Genomic DNA, 15,851 nt, shown 5'->3' on the forward strand with positions numbered 1-15,851 from the left:
TCGAGCATGGCTCGACTCTACAAGAGACTCGGCCGAGCATGGCTCGACGCTACGAAAGCGCTCAAGTTCGGTGCCGAGCGCGCCGATACAGCAGCCATGTCCCATGACCTGCTCAACCGGATCGACCAGCGGACCCGACTGGCCGGCCACAACCGCCTGGCGCTGCTGCTGTTCCGTCTCGGCGGACGTCAGCTTTTTGGCGTCAATGTCTTCAAGGTGCAGGAAGTCCTGCGCCGCCCGGAGCTGTTCCAGGTGCCCGGTCTGCCCAGCCAGTTCTCCGGCGTGGCCGACGTGCGGGGCCGCTCGGTGCCGGTGCTGGACCTGGGCCTGGCGATCGGCCACCCCGAGCGTGAGCCCGATGCGGACACCTCGCCCGGCTACCTGGTCGTCACTGAATTCAACCGCTCGATCCAGGGCTTCCTGGTCAGTGGCGTGGAGCGCATCGTCAACATCGCGGTGGAAGACATCCACCCACCGCCGGAGCTGGGCGCTGAATCGAGCTACCTGACCGCCGTGACCCGCTTCCAGGGCGAGCTGATCCAGGTGATCGACGTCGAAAGCGTGCTGGCCGACATTGCCCAGGTCCGCGGTGAAGCCGTGCTCGACCCGGCGATGGCGATGCCCGCCGATGGCCCGCAGCTGCAGGTGCTGGTGGTGGACGACTCGCGCGTGGCCCGCCAGCAGATCCGCAGCGTGCTTGACCAGCTGGGCGTGGGGGCGACCCTGCTGTCCGATGGCAAGCAGGCGCTGGACCACCTGCTGCAGATCCACGCCTCGGGCGAGAACCCGGCCGAACGCTACGCGATGGTGATCTCGGACATCGAGATGCCGGCCATGGACGGCTACACGCTGACGACGGAAATCCGGCGGCACCCGGGCCTGGCCGGCCTGTACGTGCTGCTGCACACCTCGCTGTCGGGCGTATTCAACAATGCGATGGTCGAGCGCGTGGGCGCCAACGCCTTCGTCGCCAAGTACTCGCCGCACGAGCTGGCCGATTTCGTGCTGGACCGCCTGCGCAAGGTCGCGCTGGCGGCCTGACGGTCTGCTGATCCGGTAGTGGGGGGGGGGGGGGGGGGCCGGCCAGCGGCCGGCACTACCCTCCCCCATTTGGCACACCGCTTGCAGCTTCCCGGGCAACGTTCCCGTGGGAGTGCACCGTGCGCAACCTGATTACCGACTACCTGGGCGTCCATGCCCAGGCCATGCCGTTGCGCGAACAGCGGATGAAGCTGATCGCCAGCAACCTCGGCAATGCCGATACGCCCGGCTACAAGGCCCAGGACCTGGACTTCGACGCCGCCCTGCGCCACGCCCAGGGGCAGGATGCCAACGGCCTGATGGCCACCACCCACGAACAGCACTACGAGATCAGTAGTGGCCTGAACCCGTTCCAGATCGCGCGCGAGGGCGTACAGCCCAGCCTGGACGGCAACACCGTCGACCCGGATGCCGAGCGTGCCGCCTATGGCCGTGCCGCGCTCGAGTACCGCGCCTCGCTCAGCTTCGTCGAGAGCAAGGTGCGTTCCATGCTGACCGCGATCACGGGGCAATAAGCCATGAGCAACCTGCCGATCTTCGACATCGCCGGCTCCGCGCTGCAGGCGCAGTCGGTGCGCATGAGCACCATCGCCTCCAACCTCTCCAACGCCGACACCGTCGCCGGTTCCGCCGACGCTGTGTACAAGCCGCTGGAGCCGATCTTCCAGGCCGTCACCAGCAAGAACGATCCGAACATCACGTCGGTGAAGGTGAAGGAGATCACCCAGAGCGAGGCCGCGCCCATCAAGCGCTACGAGCCCGGCCATCCGCTGGCCGACGCCGACGGCTACATCTACCAGCCTGATGTCGATCCGGTGGCGCAGATGGTCAACCTGATCTCGACGTCGCGCAATTACCAGGCCGGCGTTGAGATGTTGACCACGGCCAAGGAACTGGCGCTGGCCACCCTGACCATGGGCCGCTGAGGCCCGCAGTACCGGATACCGCCATGACCACCTCCGTCAACAACCAGACCAACCAGGACGTCTACGCCGCGCTCGGCCTGAACGCTCCGAACAGCAACGCCACGAAAAAGAAGAACACGCTGGACCAGGCGGACTTCCTGCGGCTGATGACCGAACAGCTGCAACACCAGGATCCGCTGAAGCCGATGGACAACACGCAGATGGTCGCGCAGATGGCGCAGATGTCGACCGTGCAGGGCATCACCGATCTGAACAAGACGGTGAAGGGCTTCCAGGAGTCGATGGCCAGCGACCAGGTGCTGCGTGGTGCGGCGCTGGTCGGCCACCAGGTGCTGGTGCCGTCGGAAAAGCTGGTGCTGGAGAAGGAAGGCAGTGTTGAAGGCACGGTCGCCGCACCCTCGGCCGGCATCATCACCGTGGACATCACCGATGCCAATGGCACCAAGGTCACCTCGCTGAGCGTGGAGGCCAAGGCTGCCGGCGAAACCGCCTTCAAGTGGGACGGCAAGGACGCCAACGGCAAGCGCATGGAACCCGGCAAGTACAGCGTGGTGGCCAACCACGTCGACACCGCCGGCAAGAGCACCAAGCTGTCCACCTACGTGCAGGCCCCGGTGGAAAGCGTGACCGTCGGTTCCGACGGCCTGTACCTGAATCTCAAGGGCCTGGGCACGGCCCCGATCGACTACGTGCTCCGCGTCAGCTGAGCCGCACATCCCGCACTTACCAGGAGCATCCCATGGGCTTCAATGTCTCGCTGTCCGGCATCAATGCCGCCAACTCCGACCTGAGCGTCACCGCCAACAACGTCGCCAACGTCAACACCACCGGCTTCAAGGAGTCGCGCGCCGAATTCGCCGACCTGTTCTCGGCCACCGGCTACGGCCTGTCGAAGAACGCCGTGGGTTCGGGCGTGCGCGTCTCCAACGTTGCCCAGCAGTTCAAGCAGGGCCACAACGAACAGACCGGCCGCAGCCTGGACATGGCCATTTCCGGTGAGGGCTTCTTCACCATGAACATGAACGGCACCCGCGTGTATTCGCGTGCCGGCAACTTCCAGACCGATGCCTCCGGCTTCGTGGTCAATCCGCAGGGCGCACGCCTGCAGGTGTTCGCACCGAATGCCGACGGCACCAACTTCGATTCCGGCCGCATCGTCGACCTGCAGCTGCTGACCACCGACAGCGCACCGAAGCAGACCAGTGAAGTGAAGGTCGGCTTCACCCTGCCGGCCAACGCCAAGCCGCCGACCGTCACCACCTTCGACCCGACCGACTCCAACACCTACAACCACTCCAGCGGCGGCATCACCGTGTACGACTCGCTGGGCGTGAGCCATATCCAGGTCTCGTACTTCGTCAAGGGGGCCAACCCCAATGAGTGGACCGTTCGCAATTACGTGGACGGCCAGCCGGCCGGCACGCCGACCCCGGTCACCTTCGACAACAGCGGCAAGCTCACCGCACCGACGGACGGCAAGGTCAGCCTCGGCACCTTCACCCCCAACACCGGCGCCGGCCAGTTGAACATGACGCTGGATATCACCGGCTCGACCCAGTACGGCGAGAAGTTCGCCCTGCGCAACACCCAGCAGGACGGCTATGCCGCCGGCAAGCTCAACGAGATCACCGTGTCGGAGACCGGCGTGGTCTACGCCCGTTACTCCAACGGTGCCGACAAGCCACTGGGCCAGGTCGCGTTGACCACCTTCAACAACCCGCAGGGGCTGGAGTCGAAGGGCAACAACCTGTGGGTGGATACCTTCAGCTCGGGCACGCCGCGTACCGGCATGCCGGACACCTCCAACCTCGGCAAGATCCAGGCCGGTTCGCTGGAAGCGTCCACCGTCGACCTCACCGAGCAGCTGGTCAACATGATCACCGCGCAGCGCAACTTCCAGGCCAACGCGCAGATGATCACCACCCAGGACCAGATCACCCAGACCGTCATCAACATCCGTTGATGAGCTGCTGACCCTGCTACGGAACTCCCCGCATGGATAAAGCCCTTTACGTGGCGATGACCGGTGCCCGCGCCTCCCTGCAGGCGCAGGGTACGCTCAGCCACAACCTCGCCAACTCGGACACCCCCGGCTTCAAGGAAGCGCTGGCCAACACCGAAGCCTTCCCGATCCGCGGCCCGGGCTTTGCCTCGCGGGTGGATGCGCTGCACGTCGACGCCGGCTTCAACCGCCGGCCCGGCGCGCAGCACATCACCGGCAAGCCGCTGGACCTTGCACTGCAGACCGGCACCTGGCTGGCCGTGCAGTCCAGCGATGGCAGCGAAGCCTATACGCGCGGCGCTGCACTGTCGGTCACCCCGAACGGCCAGCTGGTGACCTCCAGCGGCCGCCCGGTGCTGGATGACAACAACAATCCGATCGCCATTCCGCCCTACCAGGCGATGGAGATCGGCGCCGACGGCACGATCTCGATCATCCCGCAGGGCGAAGGCCCGCAGACCATGGCCCAGGTCGGCCGGATCAAGGTCGTGCAGGCCCCGGACGAGCGCCTCGAGCGCGGCCTCGATGGCCTGTTCCGCAACACCGACCCACAACAGCCGTTCGCACCCGCACAGGGCACCGCCGTGCACAGCGGCCAGCTGGAAGGCAGCAACGTCGATGCCGCCGGTGCACTGGTGCAGATGATCCAGCTGCAGCGCCAGTACGAAATGCAGGTGCAGGTGATCAAGCACGGCGACGACAACGCGCGCAGCGCCAACAGCCTGCTGCGCCTGGGCAGCTGACGGAATTCCGGCGCCGCCCGAGCGCGGCGCTGGCACACCGCTTGCACACCCGCTACCAAGGGCCGCATCGCGCGGCCGGTTCCACCAGACAGGACACCGAAGATGAACCAGGCATTGTGGATCGCGAAAACCGGACTGGATGCGCAGCAGATGCGCATGTCGGTGGTTTCCAACAACCTCGCCAACACCAACACCACCGGCTTCAAGCAGGACCGTGCCAGTTTCGAAGACCTGCTGTACCAGCAGGTGCGCCAGCCCGGCGGTTCCTCGTCGGCGCAGACGCAGCTGCCGACCGGCCTGCAGCTGGGTACCGGCGTGCGCGTGGTGGCCACCGCCAAGAACTTCGAACAGGGTGGCCAGCAGCAGACCGGCCGCGCCCTGGACGTGATGGTCAACGGCCGTGGTTTCTTCGAGGTGCAGATGCCCGACGGCAGCTCGGCCTACACCCGTGATGGCTCGTTCAAGATCAACCAGGACAGCGAGCTGGTCACCAACAGCGGCTATCCGGTGCAGCCGGGCATCCAGATTCCCGAAGGCGCGCAGTCGGTGACCATCGGTACCGACGGCACCATCAGCGTGAAGATGGCCGACGGCGCCGCCTCGGTGGAAGTGGGCGCGTTGACCCTGACCGACTTCGTCAATCCGGCCGGCCTGCAGGCCCGCGGCGAGAACCTGTTCCTGGAGACCACCGCCTCCGGCCCGGCACAGAACGGCAACCCCGGCCTCAACGGCCTGGGCACCGTGGTGCAGGGCGCGCTGGAAGGCAGCAACGTCAACGTGGTGGAAGAGCTGGTGTCGATGATCGAAACCCAGCGCGCCTACGAAATGAACGCCAAGGCGATCTCCACCACCGATTCGATGCTCGGCTATCTCAACAACAAGCTCTGACCGGCCCAACCGGGAAACCGCCATGTCGCCCATTTCCACCTTCGCCCGCACTGCCCTCGCCTGCGCCGTGGCCACCCTGCTCGGTGGCTGCGTGATCGCCGGCGACGTGCGCCCCTACGCGGCGATGGCGCCGATCCAGCCGATCATGCCGCCGCAGGCCGCGCCGACCGCCGGTGCGATCTACGCTGCCGGCCCGACCCTGCAGCTGTATTCGGACCGTCGCGCACGCGACGTCGGCGACCTGTTGACCATCACCCTGCTGGAAAACACCACCGCGCAGACCAGTGCCAACACCGCCACCAACAAGGAGTCGAACCTCAACCTGGGGACGCCCTCGATCCTCGGTGCGCCGGTCACCCTGGGCGGCAAGGACATCCTCAGCGCGTCGGCCACCGGCAAGCGTGATTTCACCGGCAAGGGCAACAGCGCGCAGAGCAACCGACTGCAGGGCAGCGTCACGGTCACCGTGGTGCAGCGCCTGCCCAACGGCAACCTGGTCGTGCAGGGGCAGAAGAACCTGCGGCTGAACCAGGGCGACGAACTGGTGCAGGTGCAGGGCATCGTGCGCCCCGGCGACATCAGCCAGGACAACACCATCCCCTCCAGCCGCGTGGCCGAAGCCCGCATTGTCTACGGCGGACGCGGCCCGGTCGCGCAGTCCAACGCGATGGGCTGGTTGAGCCGCTTCTTCAACTCCGGCCTGACGCCGTTCTGAGTATGGCCATGAAAGCTCTCTTCTCTTCTACGTGGCAGCGACGCATCGCGTCGCTCTACGGATCATTCTTCCTCCTGCTGGCAATGGCTGCGCCGGCCAGCGCCGAGCGCATCAAGGACCTGGCCCAGGTCGGTGGCGTGCGCGGCAATGCGCTGGTGGGCTACGGCCTGGTGGTGGGCCTGGATGGCAGCGGTGACCGCACCAGCCAGGCACCGTTCACCGTGCAGAGCCTGAAGAACCTGCTCGGCGAGCTGGGCGTCAATGTGCCGCCGAACGTCAACCCGCAGCTGAAGAACGTGGCGGCGGTGGCGATCCATGCCGAACTGCCGCCGTTCGCCAAGCCGGGCCAGCCGATCGACATCACCGTGTCCTCGATCGGCAATGCGGTGTCGCTGCGTGGCGGCTCGCTGCTGATGGCTCCGCTGCGCGGTGCCGATGGCCAGATCTACGCGATCGCCCAGGGCAACCTGATCGTCGGCGGCTTCGGTGCGCAGGGCAAGGACGGTTCCCGCGTCTCGGTGAACGTGCCCAGCGTCGGCCGCATTCCCAACGGCGCCACGGTTGAACGTGCCCTGCCCGATCCGCTCGCCAATGGCGGCGACATCACCCTGAACCTGCACAACAACGATTTCACCACCGTCTCGCGCATGGTCGCTGCACTCAACAACGCCTTCGGCGAGGGCGCGGCGCGTGCCGTCGATGGTGTAACCGTGGCGGTCACCGCACCCACCGATCCCGGCGCGCGCATCGGCCTGCTGGCACGCATCGAGAACCTGGAGCTGACTCCGGGCAGCGCGCCGGCCAAGGTGGTGGTCAATTCGCGCACCGGCACCGTGGTCATCGGCCAGCAGGTACGGGTCGGCCCGGCCGCGATCTCGCATGGTTCGCTGACCGTGACGATCCAGGAAAACACCAACGTCAGCCAGCCCAACGCCCTGTCCGGCGGCCGCACCGTGGCCAGCCCACAGTCGACCATCACCGCCACCAACGACGGCAGCCGCATGTTCAAGTTCAGCGGCGGCACCACCCTGGACGAAATCGTGCACGCGGTGAACGCCGTGGGCGCGGCGCCGGGCGATCTCATCGCGATCCTGGAAGCCCTGAAGCAGGCCGGCGCATTGAGTGCCGAACTCGAGGTGATCTGACATGCGCATCAACCCCGCATTCGATCTGCACCCGGCGCAACAGAACGATCCGGCCAAGATCGACAAGGTCGCGCGCCAGCTGGAAGGCCAGTTCGCGCAGATGCTGGTCAAGAGCATGCGTGACGCCAGCTTCGGCGATTCGCTGTTCCCCGGCGAGAACAAGATGTTCCGCGACATGTACGACCAGAAGATTGCCGAGGCGATGACACGCGGCAAGGGCCTGGGCCTGTCGGGCATGATCAGCCGCCAGCTGTCCGGCCAGGCCGCCGACGGCCCGGCGCTGGATACCCGCGTGGACCCGGCCAAGGCCAGCCGCGCCTACCAGCTGAACGCACCGGCCAGGCCGGCACCGTCGCTGCCATTGGAAGACGGCAGCCAGGCCGTGCGCCTGCTGCAGCAGATGGCGGCCGGCGCACAGTCCGGCGCGCAGGCCGCGGTGACACCGATGGAGCAGGCACTGGACCTGATTGCCGGCCGCGAGAGCAGCAGCATGCACCGCTCGCTCGGCACCGACGATCCCTACATCGGCAGCCTGCAGGGCGATGACTGGGCGGCCGGCAGCGACCAGTGGGCGGCGACCGCCAGCAATCGCGGCACCGCGATCAGCCCGGCCGATGCCCTGGCCACCCGCACCGCCGTGGCCCAGCTCGGCGAGCACACTCCGGAGGGCTTCGTTGCCAGCATCTGGCAGCACGCGCAGAGCGCAGCCAAGGAGCTCGGCGTGGATGCCCGCGCCCTGGTCGCCCAGGCCGCGCTGGAAACCGGCTGGGGCAAGCGCCACATCAAGCATGCCGACGGCAGCACCTCGCACAACCTGTTCGGCATCAAGGCCAATGGCTGGAGCGGCCAGCGTGCCGTGGCCGGCACCCATGAGTATGTCGATGGCGTGCGCCGCAACGAGACCGCCAGCTTCCGCGCCTACAGTTCGCCGGCCGAAAGCTTCGCCGACTACGTGCGCCTGTTGAAGACCAGCCCGCGCTACCAGCAGGCGCTGCAGGCCGGCACCGACGTGCAGGGCTTCGCGCGCGGCCTGCAGCGTGCCGGTTATGCCACCGATCCACGCTACGCCGCCAAGATCGCCGCGATCGCCGGGGGGCCGACCATCGAGCGCGCCGTCAGCGCCGTGGCCGACGCCGGCACACGCCTTGGCCAGACCTTCGCCAGCACCGCAACCGCGGCGCTGGGTATCACTCGTCGTTGAGGAACCCCATGTCCAGCGTACTTTCCACCGGTACCGGTGCCCTGCTCGCCTTCCAGCGTGCGTTGGCGACCACCAGCCACAACGTGGCCAACCTCAATACCCCGGGTTACAGCCGGCAGAAGGTCAACTTCGCTACCGCTGATCCGCAGAACTACGGCTATGGCACGGTCGGCAACGGCACCCGCATCACCGATATCCGCCGCACCGCCGACCAGCTGGCGATCTCGCGCCTGCTCGACAGCAGCGGCGAGCTGGCACGCCTGAAGCAGCTTTCCGGCATGGCCGACCGGGTCAACTCGCTGTTCTCGGAAGGCGCGACCAACATTGCCGGCGTCTGGTCGAACTTCTTCGACTCGGTCAGCGGCCTGTCCTCCAACGCCTCCGGCACCGCCGACCGGCAGAACATGCTCGACGGCGGCAAGGCCCTGGCCAACCGTTTCGTGCAGCTCAACACGCACCTGAACAACCTCAACGGCGAGGTCAACAACGGCCTGCTGGCCGGTGCCACCGAGGTCAACCGCCTGGCGCAGGAGATCGCGCAGATCAACGGCGCCATCGGCACCAACATCGCCAACGCCGCGCCGGACCTGCTCGATCGCCGCGACCAGCTGATCACCCAGCTGATCGGCTACACCGGCGGTACGGCGGTGATCCAGGACGGCGGCATCATGAATGTCTACACCGCCGGCGGCAACGCGCTGGTCGTGGGCACCACGGCGACCAAGGTCACCACCGTGGCCGACCCCTACCAGCCCGAGCGCCTGCAGCTGGCGCTGGAGACCCAGGGCAACACGATCCGGCTTGACGCAAAGGCCGTCGGTGGCCAGATCGGCGGCCTGCTGGAATTCCGCGACACGGTGCTGACCCCGGCCCAGGCCGAACTGGGCAAGCTGGCCGTCGGCCTGGCCGAGACCTTCAACCAGACCCATCACCAGGGTGTGGACATGTATGGCCAGCTGGGCGGTGATTTCTTCAACATCGGCAATCCGCGCGTCACCGCCAACAATGCCAACACCGGCACGGCCAGCCTCAGCGCCACCTATGGCGACCTGGGCAAGCTGGACGCGCAGAACGTGGTGCTGCAGTTCGATGGCACCCAGTGGAAGGCCAGCCGCGCCGACACCGGCGCCAATGTACCGCTGACCGGTACCGGCACCGCCGCCGATCCGCTGGTGATCAATGGCGTCAAGCTGGTGGTCGGCGGGACCCCGGCTGCCAATGATCGATTCCTGCTGCAGCCCACCGCAGGCGTGGCCGGCAGCATGGAAGTGGCGATTACCGATCCCTCGCGCATCGCCGCCGCTGCGGCGGTGAAGGGCGCTGCCGCCACGTCCAACACCGGCACCGGCAAGCTGAGCGGGGTCACCGTCAGCGATTCGACCAACGCCAACCTGCGCAATCCGGCTGCGATCGTGTTCACCTCGGCCACCACCTACACCATCGATGGTGGCCCGCCGCAGACCTACACCCCGGGCCAGACCATCAGCGCCAATGGCTGGAGCTTCGTGCTGGACGGTGCGCCGAAGGTCGGCGACACCTTCAACATCACCCCTACCCCTGCCGGCTCGTCGGACAACAGCAATGCCTCCCGGCTGGCCAAGGTGGAGAGCGCCAAGGCGTTCAACAGCGGCACGGTCACCCTGAACGGTGCGCTGGGCGGCCTGACCACCCAGGTCGGCGCTGCCGCACGTTCGGCCGAGTATTCGCTGGAAGCGCAGCTGGTGATCAACGACAAGGCGCAGGAAGCGCGCGACGAAGTGTCCGGGGTCAACCTGGACGAGGAAGCGGCCGACATGCTGCGCCTGCAGCAGGCCTACCAGGCCGCCTCGCAGCTGATTTCCACCGCCGACAGCATGTTCCAGACCATCCTGGGAGCCGTCCGCCGATGAGCAGCCGCATCTCCACCAGCATGATGTTCAACCAGTCCGTGTCGCTGATGATGGCCAAGCAGGCCAAGCTCAGCCACCTGGAGCAGCAGATCGCCACCGGCAGCAAGATCGTCAGCGCCAAGGACGATCCGGTCGCCGCCGGTGCCGCAGTCGGTCTTGACCGCAGCCTGGCCGCGCTTGACCGCATGAAGCTCAATGCCGGCAACGTGCAGAACCGGCTGGGCGTGCAGGAAAACACCCTGGCCCAGGTCAACGACCTGATGGCGCGCGTCAATGATCTGACCATCCAGGCCAGCAACCCGGCGCTGAGTGCACCGGACAAGAAGACCCTGATCACCGAGCTGAACCAGATCCGCGATGGCCTGCTGTCGCTGGCCAACGCCGACGATGGTACCGGCCGCTACGTGTTCGGCGGCACCAACGACGGCGACCCGCCGTTTGCCAAGATCAACGGCAAGGTGGTCTACCGGGGCGACCAGACCCAGCGCCAGATCGAAGTCGGCCCCGATACCTACGTGCGCGATGCGCTTCCCGGCAGCGAGATCTTCATGCGCATCCCCACCGGCGATGGCTTTGTCGATGGCGGCGCGGCGGCCGGCAACACCGGCAACGGCGTGCTGACCAACATCACGCGCGACGGCAGTGACAGCTGGAACGGACAGGCCTTCAGCATCCGCTTCACCGCTGCCGACCAGTACCAGGTGCTGGACGGCGCGGGCAACGTCACCGGTACCGGCACCTACAAGGCCGGTGACAACGTGGAAGTGAACGGGGTGCGCCTGCAGATCACCGGTGCACCCGCTGCGGGTGACAGCTTCAACGTCACGCCCGCGAGCAGCCGCGACATCTTCGACACCATGGACAAGCTGATCGCCGCGCTGGATGCCGACACCGGAACCACCGCGAAGATGTCCGCGCAGCAGAACGAGCTGCAGAGTGCCCTGCGCGACGTGGCACGCGCCTCCGAACGCATGATCGATTCACGTGCCGCAGGCGGCGCACAGCTGAAGGCATTGGATAACGCCGCGGACATGCGCGAGGCCAACGGCGTGACCCTGAAGACCACGCTGTCGCAGATGCGTGACCTGGACTATGCCGATGCATTGAGCCAGTACCAGCTGCAGAGCACCGCGCTGCAGGCGGCACAGACGATCTTCTCGCAGATGCAGTCGATGTCGTTGTTCAACAAGATCCGCTGACGCTTCCCTCGCGTCACCCCCTGAAAGGCCGCGATGCCCTGCATCGCGGCCTTTTTCGTTTCCGTGCCCGGCGCCATGCCCGCTGCGGCGGAATACCCGTGATTGCCCATCAAGGCCGGCGCTGCCCCGCCGATACCTTCATCAGCGCTGGTCGGGCCTGCCCCGACCGCCCCTTTCCGGGATTGCCTTCACGCCCTTCCAGGGCTGAAAAACCCGGGAAAAACAGCCTCCAGCACCGAATTACGGCTCCAGCGGAATTCACGGCTAAAGGTTGTTGACAAAGCGCCGTTATTCATTTGGCAACAGCGAAGCACACAGCCACACAAAAAAACCGGCGGCGCTTCGTTTCATTCACCAACGGGTTCCATATAAGAGGAGACGACCCCATGGCACAGGTAATCAACACCAATACGATGTCGCTCAACGCTCAGCGCAACCTGAGCACCAGCGGCAGCTCGCTCGCTACCACCATCCAGCGCCTCTCGTCCGGCCTGCGCATCAACAGCGCGAAGGACGACGCGGCCGGCCTGGCCATCAGCGAGCGCTTCACCACCCAGATCCGTGGTCTGGACGTGGCCATCCGCAACGCCAACGACGGCATCTCGCTGGCCCAGGTCGCCGAAGGCTCGCTGAGCGAAGTCGGCAACAACCTGCAGCGCATCCGCGAACTGGCCGTCCAGTCCTCCAACGCCACCAACTCGGCCAGCGACCGCAAGGCGCTGCAGGCCGAAGTAACCCAGCTGGTCTCCGAAGTGGACCGCGTCGCCAAGCAGGCCGATTTCAACGGCACCAAGCTGCTGGACGGCTCTTTCACCAGTCAGCTGTTCCAGGTCGGTGCCAACGCCGGCCAGGCCATCGCCATCAACAGCGTGGTCAACGCCAAGGCCGATTCGCTGGGTGCCGCCTCCTTCGCCAACGGCTACACCGGCACCGCGCTGGCGACCGACAAGGCCACCGCCGACACCACCTACTCCGGCCTGCAGATCTCGGTCACCCCGCCGGGCGGCACCGCCACCACGATCACCGTCAACGACTTCACCGTGAAGGCGGGCGAGTCGATCACTTCGGCCACCTCCGCCGCGATCAACAACAAGCTGGGCGAAACCGGCGTCATGGCCTCGGTCAATGCCGGCGTGATCAGCCTGGCTTCGGTCAAGGACGGCCAGACCTTCACCCTGGGCGTCAGCGCCGCGACCCCGCCGACCGGCGCCACCGCCGCGACGATCGCCGGCCTCGGCCTGACCGAGACCAGCACCAATGGCGGCACGCTCACCGGCACCTCGGCCAGCTTCGTCAAGGACCTGAACGTCACCACGGCCGAAGGCGCGCAGAAGGCGCTGTCGATCGTCGACAAGGCCCTGGAATCGGTCAACAGCGTCCGCGCCGACCTCGGCGCGATCCAGAACCGCTTCACCTCGGTGGTAGCCAACCTGCAGACCTCCTCGGAGAACCTGTCGGCCTCGCGCAGCCGTATCCGCGATACCGACTTCGCCAAGGAAACCGCCGAGCTGACCCGCACCCAGATCCTGCAGCAGGCCGGTACGGCCATGCTGGCCCAGGCCAACCAGGTACCGCAGAACGTGCTCAGCCTGTTGCAGCGCTGACATGAGCCGCCCCCGGGGCACGTCGGGGGCGTCTAACCCAACTCACGTGCAACCGCTCAAGGACCTCTCCTCATGGCACAAGTCATCAACACCAATACGATGTCGTTGAATGCTCAGCGTAACCTGAGCACCAGCGGCAGCTCGCTGGCCACCACCATCCAGCGCCTGTCCTCCGGTTCGCGCATCAACAGCGCCAAGGACGACGCCGCCGGTCTGGCGATCTCCGAGCGCTTCGGCACTCAGATCCGCGGCACCGACGTCGCCATCCGCAATGCCAACGACGGTATCTCGCTGGCCCAGGTCGCCGAAGGTTCGCTGACCGAAATCGGCAACAACCTGCAGCGCGTCCGCGAGCTGTCGGTGCAGGCGTCCAACGCCACCAACTCGGCCAGCGACCGCAAGGCGCTGCAGGCTGAAGTGACCCAGCTGGTCTCGGAAATCGACCGCGTCGCCAAGCAGTCGGACTTCAACGGCACCAAGCTGCTGGACGGCACGTTCTCCAGCCAGCTGTTCCAGGTCGGCGCCAATGCCGGCCAGGCCATCGCCATCGACAAGACCATCGATGCCAAGGCCAACGCCCTGGGTGGTGCACAGTTCTCCAGCGGTACCGCAACCGCAATCGCCGGTACCGCTGACACTGACACCGCAGTGGGTGCGTTCACCATCACCGACAGCAAGGGCACCGTCTTCAACTTCGGCGCCATGACGGTCAAGAGCGTCGGTGACGCTGCCGCCAACACCGCTGCAAACGGCAAGGCCGTCGTTGCCGCCATCAATGCGAAGATCGGCGAAACCGGCGTGCTGGCCGAAACCGATGCCGCCGGCGCACTGACCCTGACCTCGGTCAAGGACAGCGTGAACAACGCGGGCGCTTTCACTGCCATCGGCAGCTCGCTGGCCGGCTTCGCCGCAGCAACCCCGGTCCCGGGCAAGCAGTTCGCCGACAAGATCGACGTGTCCACCGTGAAGGGTGCGCAGCAGGCGATGGAAGTGGTCGACAAGGCCCTGGGCGCGATCAACAGCACCCGTGCCGACCTCGGTGCGATCCAGAACCGCTTCACCTCGGTGGTGGCCAACCTGCAGACCTCGTCGGAAAACCTGTCGGCATCGCGCAGCCGCATCAAGGACACCGACTTCGCCAAGGAAACCGCCGAGCTGACCCGCACCCAGATCCTGCAGCAGGCCGGTACGGCCATGCTGGCCCAGGCCAACCAGGTGCCGCAGGGCGTGCTCAGCCTGCTGCGCTGATCCGCTCCCTGATCGACCGCCGGGCGGCATCTGAACCGCCGCCCGGCGCCTGAAACACGTTCCACCTTCGCCAAAGGAAAGCACCATGGCACAAGTCATCAACACCAACACCATGTCCCTGAATGCTCAGCGTAACCTGAGCACCAGCGGCAGCTCGCTGGCCACCACCATCCAGCGCCTGTCCTCCGGTTCGCGCATCAACAGCGCCAAGGACGACGCCGCCGGTCTGGCGATCTCCGAGCGCTTCGGCACTCAGATCCGCGGCACCGACGTCGCCATCCGCAATGCCAACGATGGCATCTCGCTGGCCCAGGTCGCCGAAGGTTCGCTGACCGAAATCGGCAACAACCTGCAGCGCGTCCGCGAGCTGTCGGTGCAGGCCTCCAACGCCACCAACTCGGCCAGCGACCGCAAGGCACTGCAGGCTGAAGTGACCCAGCTGGTCTCGGAAATCGACCGCGTCGCCAAGCAGTCGGACTTCAACGGCACCAAGCTGCTGGACGGCACGTTCTCCAGCCAGCTGTTCCAGGTCGGCGCCAATGCCGGCCAGGCCATCGCCATCGACAAGACCATCGATGCGAAAGCGGGTTCGCTGGGCACCTCGACCTTCGCAAGCGGCGCAACTGACGTACTGGCCGCCAGTACCGACGGCTCGCGCATTACCGGCAAGGTAATGGGCGTGGACATCGGCACCGTCGAGATCAAGGCCGGCGCCTCCACTGCCGATGCGTCCAAGGCTGTCGCCACGGCGATCAATGCCAAGATCGGCGAAGCCGGCCTCTATGCCGAGGCGAATGCCGATGGCTCGATGAAACTGACCTCGGTGAAGGAAGGCAAGGCGGTCGTCGCTGCCGACATCGCGCTTGAGCGCAGCGACCTGAACGCCGGCACCGGCGTGTGGGGCGCGAAGAATGCAGCCGCTGGTTACACCGCTGGCACCGCCACCGCTGCCAACGTGCAGAAGCTGGACGTGAGCACGGTGCTTGGTGCACAGCAGGCAATGGAAGTGGTCGACAAGGCCCTGGGCGCGATCAACAGCACCCGCGCCGACCTCGGTGCGATCCAGAACCGCTTCACCTCGGTCGTGGCCAACCTGCAGACCTCGTCGGAAAACCTGTCGGCGTCGCGCAGCCGCATCAAGGACACCGACTTCGCCAAGGAAACCGCCGAGCTGACCCGCACCCAGATCCTGCAGCAGGCCGGTACGGCCATGCTGGCCCAGGCCAACCAGGTGCCGCAGGGCGTGCTCA

At 66.4% G+C, this 15,851-nt stretch carries 15 protein-coding genes; all 15 read left to right on the top strand.

Translation table 11 applies throughout. The features are described from left to right. The first annotated feature begins 96 nt into the window (after positions 1-96). Positions 97-1,041: a chemotaxis protein gene (locus QRO93_RS18235; protein ID WP_053449684.1), complete on the top strand. Its 945-nt coding sequence runs from the start codon at positions 97-99 to the stop codon at positions 1,039-1,041. A gap of 119 nt (positions 1,042-1,160) precedes the next feature. Continuing rightward, complete coding sequence (flgB, locus tag QRO93_RS18240; RefSeq protein WP_005409576.1) at positions 1,161-1,556, top strand: flagellar basal body rod protein FlgB; 396 nt, start codon at positions 1,161-1,163, stop codon at positions 1,554-1,556. Positions 1,557-1,559: 3 nt separating this feature from the next. Then, positions 1,560-1,967 (top strand): flagellar basal body rod protein FlgC, encoded by a 408-nt coding sequence (flgC, locus tag QRO93_RS18245; protein WP_005416461.1) that lies wholly within the window; start codon positions 1,560-1,562, stop codon positions 1,965-1,967. Between the two features lie 23 nt (positions 1,968-1,990). Beyond that, entirely contained in the window at positions 1,991-2,674 is a 684-nt protein-coding gene (locus tag QRO93_RS18250; protein ID WP_053449683.1) for a flagellar hook capping FlgD N-terminal domain-containing protein, read from the top strand. 32 nt (positions 2,675-2,706) lie between these two features. Continuing rightward, entirely contained in the window at positions 2,707-3,930 is a 1,224-nt protein-coding gene (flgE, locus tag QRO93_RS18255; protein WP_053449682.1) for a flagellar hook protein FlgE, read from the top strand. A gap of 32 nt (positions 3,931-3,962) precedes the next feature. Beyond that, complete coding sequence (locus QRO93_RS18260; RefSeq protein WP_006443951.1) at positions 3,963-4,712, top strand: flagellar basal body rod protein FlgF; 750 nt, start codon at positions 3,963-3,965, stop codon at positions 4,710-4,712. Between the two features lie 102 nt (positions 4,713-4,814). Continuing rightward, positions 4,815-5,600 (top strand): flagellar basal-body rod protein FlgG, encoded by a 786-nt coding sequence (gene flgG / locus QRO93_RS18265; protein WP_005409571.1) that lies wholly within the window; start codon positions 4,815-4,817, stop codon positions 5,598-5,600. A gap of 22 nt (positions 5,601-5,622) precedes the next feature. Next, positions 5,623-6,315 carry a flagellar basal body L-ring protein FlgH gene (gene flgH, locus QRO93_RS18270; RefSeq protein WP_180881022.1) on the top strand — a complete coding sequence of 231 codons (693 nt, stop codon included), beginning with the start codon at positions 5,623-5,625 and terminating at the stop codon, positions 6,313-6,315. A gap of 2 nt (positions 6,316-6,317) precedes the next feature. Next, a complete protein-coding gene (locus QRO93_RS18275) occupies positions 6,318-7,460 on the top strand; it encodes a flagellar basal body P-ring protein FlgI (RefSeq protein ID WP_006443848.1) in 1,143 nt (380 codons plus the stop codon). A 1-nt stretch (position 7,461) separates the two neighbouring features. Continuing rightward, complete coding sequence (flgJ, locus tag QRO93_RS18280) at positions 7,462-8,661, top strand: flagellar assembly peptidoglycan hydrolase FlgJ (RefSeq protein ID WP_180881021.1); 1,200 nt, start codon at positions 7,462-7,464, stop codon at positions 8,659-8,661. 8 nt (positions 8,662-8,669) lie between these two features. Beyond that, positions 8,670-10,550 (top strand): flagellar hook-associated protein FlgK, encoded by a 1,881-nt coding sequence (flgK, locus tag QRO93_RS18285; protein ID WP_053449680.1) that lies wholly within the window; start codon positions 8,670-8,672, stop codon positions 10,548-10,550. Next, positions 10,547-11,749, top strand: coding sequence for a flagellar hook-associated protein FlgL (flgL, locus tag QRO93_RS18290; RefSeq protein ID WP_008266080.1), 1,203 nt, complete (start codon positions 10,547-10,549; stop codon positions 11,747-11,749). Before flgK ends, flgL begins: the two co-directional genes overlap by 4 nt. Before the next feature lie 386 nt (positions 11,750-12,135). After that, positions 12,136-13,353 carry a flagellin gene (locus tag QRO93_RS18295; RefSeq protein WP_053449679.1) on the top strand — a complete coding sequence of 406 codons (1,218 nt, stop codon included), beginning with the start codon at positions 12,136-12,138 and terminating at the stop codon, positions 13,351-13,353. A gap of 72 nt (positions 13,354-13,425) precedes the next feature. Beyond that, positions 13,426-14,601: a flagellin gene (locus QRO93_RS18300; RefSeq protein ID WP_053449678.1), complete on the top strand. Its 1,176-nt coding sequence runs from the start codon at positions 13,426-13,428 to the stop codon at positions 14,599-14,601. An 85-nt stretch (positions 14,602-14,686) separates the two neighbouring features. Then, on the top strand, positions 14,687-15,851 hold a 1,165-nt coding region (locus QRO93_RS18305), incomplete at its 3' end, for a flagellin (RefSeq protein WP_285304312.1).

This window comes from Stenotrophomonas maltophilia group sp. Smal17, assembly GCF_030237045.1.
Lineage (GTDB): Bacteria > Pseudomonadota > Gammaproteobacteria > Xanthomonadales > Xanthomonadaceae > Stenotrophomonas > Stenotrophomonas forensis.

Coding starts and splice junctions, on each gene's coding strand:
- QRO93_RS18235 (WP_053449684.1), top strand. CDS start 97: ATGTCCCATGACCTGCTCAACCGGATCGACCAGCGGACCCGACTGGCC.
- flgC (WP_005416461.1), top strand. CDS start 1,560: ATGAGCAACCTGCCGATCTTCGACATCGCCGGCTCCGCGCTGCAGGCG.
- QRO93_RS18250 (WP_053449683.1), top strand. CDS start 1,991: ATGACCACCTCCGTCAACAACCAGACCAACCAGGACGTCTACGCCGCG.
- flgE (WP_053449682.1), top strand. CDS start 2,707: ATGGGCTTCAATGTCTCGCTGTCCGGCATCAATGCCGCCAACTCCGAC.
- QRO93_RS18260 (WP_006443951.1), top strand. CDS start 3,963: ATGGATAAAGCCCTTTACGTGGCGATGACCGGTGCCCGCGCCTCCCTG.
- flgG (WP_005409571.1), top strand. CDS start 4,815: ATGAACCAGGCATTGTGGATCGCGAAAACCGGACTGGATGCGCAGCAG.
- flgH (WP_180881022.1), top strand. CDS start 5,623: ATGTCGCCCATTTCCACCTTCGCCCGCACTGCCCTCGCCTGCGCCGTG.
- QRO93_RS18275 (WP_006443848.1), top strand. CDS start 6,318: ATGGCCATGAAAGCTCTCTTCTCTTCTACGTGGCAGCGACGCATCGCG.
- flgJ (WP_180881021.1), top strand. CDS start 7,462: ATGCGCATCAACCCCGCATTCGATCTGCACCCGGCGCAACAGAACGAT.
- flgK (WP_053449680.1), top strand. CDS start 8,670: ATGTCCAGCGTACTTTCCACCGGTACCGGTGCCCTGCTCGCCTTCCAG.
- flgL (WP_008266080.1), top strand. CDS start 10,547: ATGAGCAGCCGCATCTCCACCAGCATGATGTTCAACCAGTCCGTGTCG.
- QRO93_RS18295 (WP_053449679.1), top strand. CDS start 12,136: ATGGCACAGGTAATCAACACCAATACGATGTCGCTCAACGCTCAGCGC.
- QRO93_RS18300 (WP_053449678.1), top strand. CDS start 13,426: ATGGCACAAGTCATCAACACCAATACGATGTCGTTGAATGCTCAGCGT.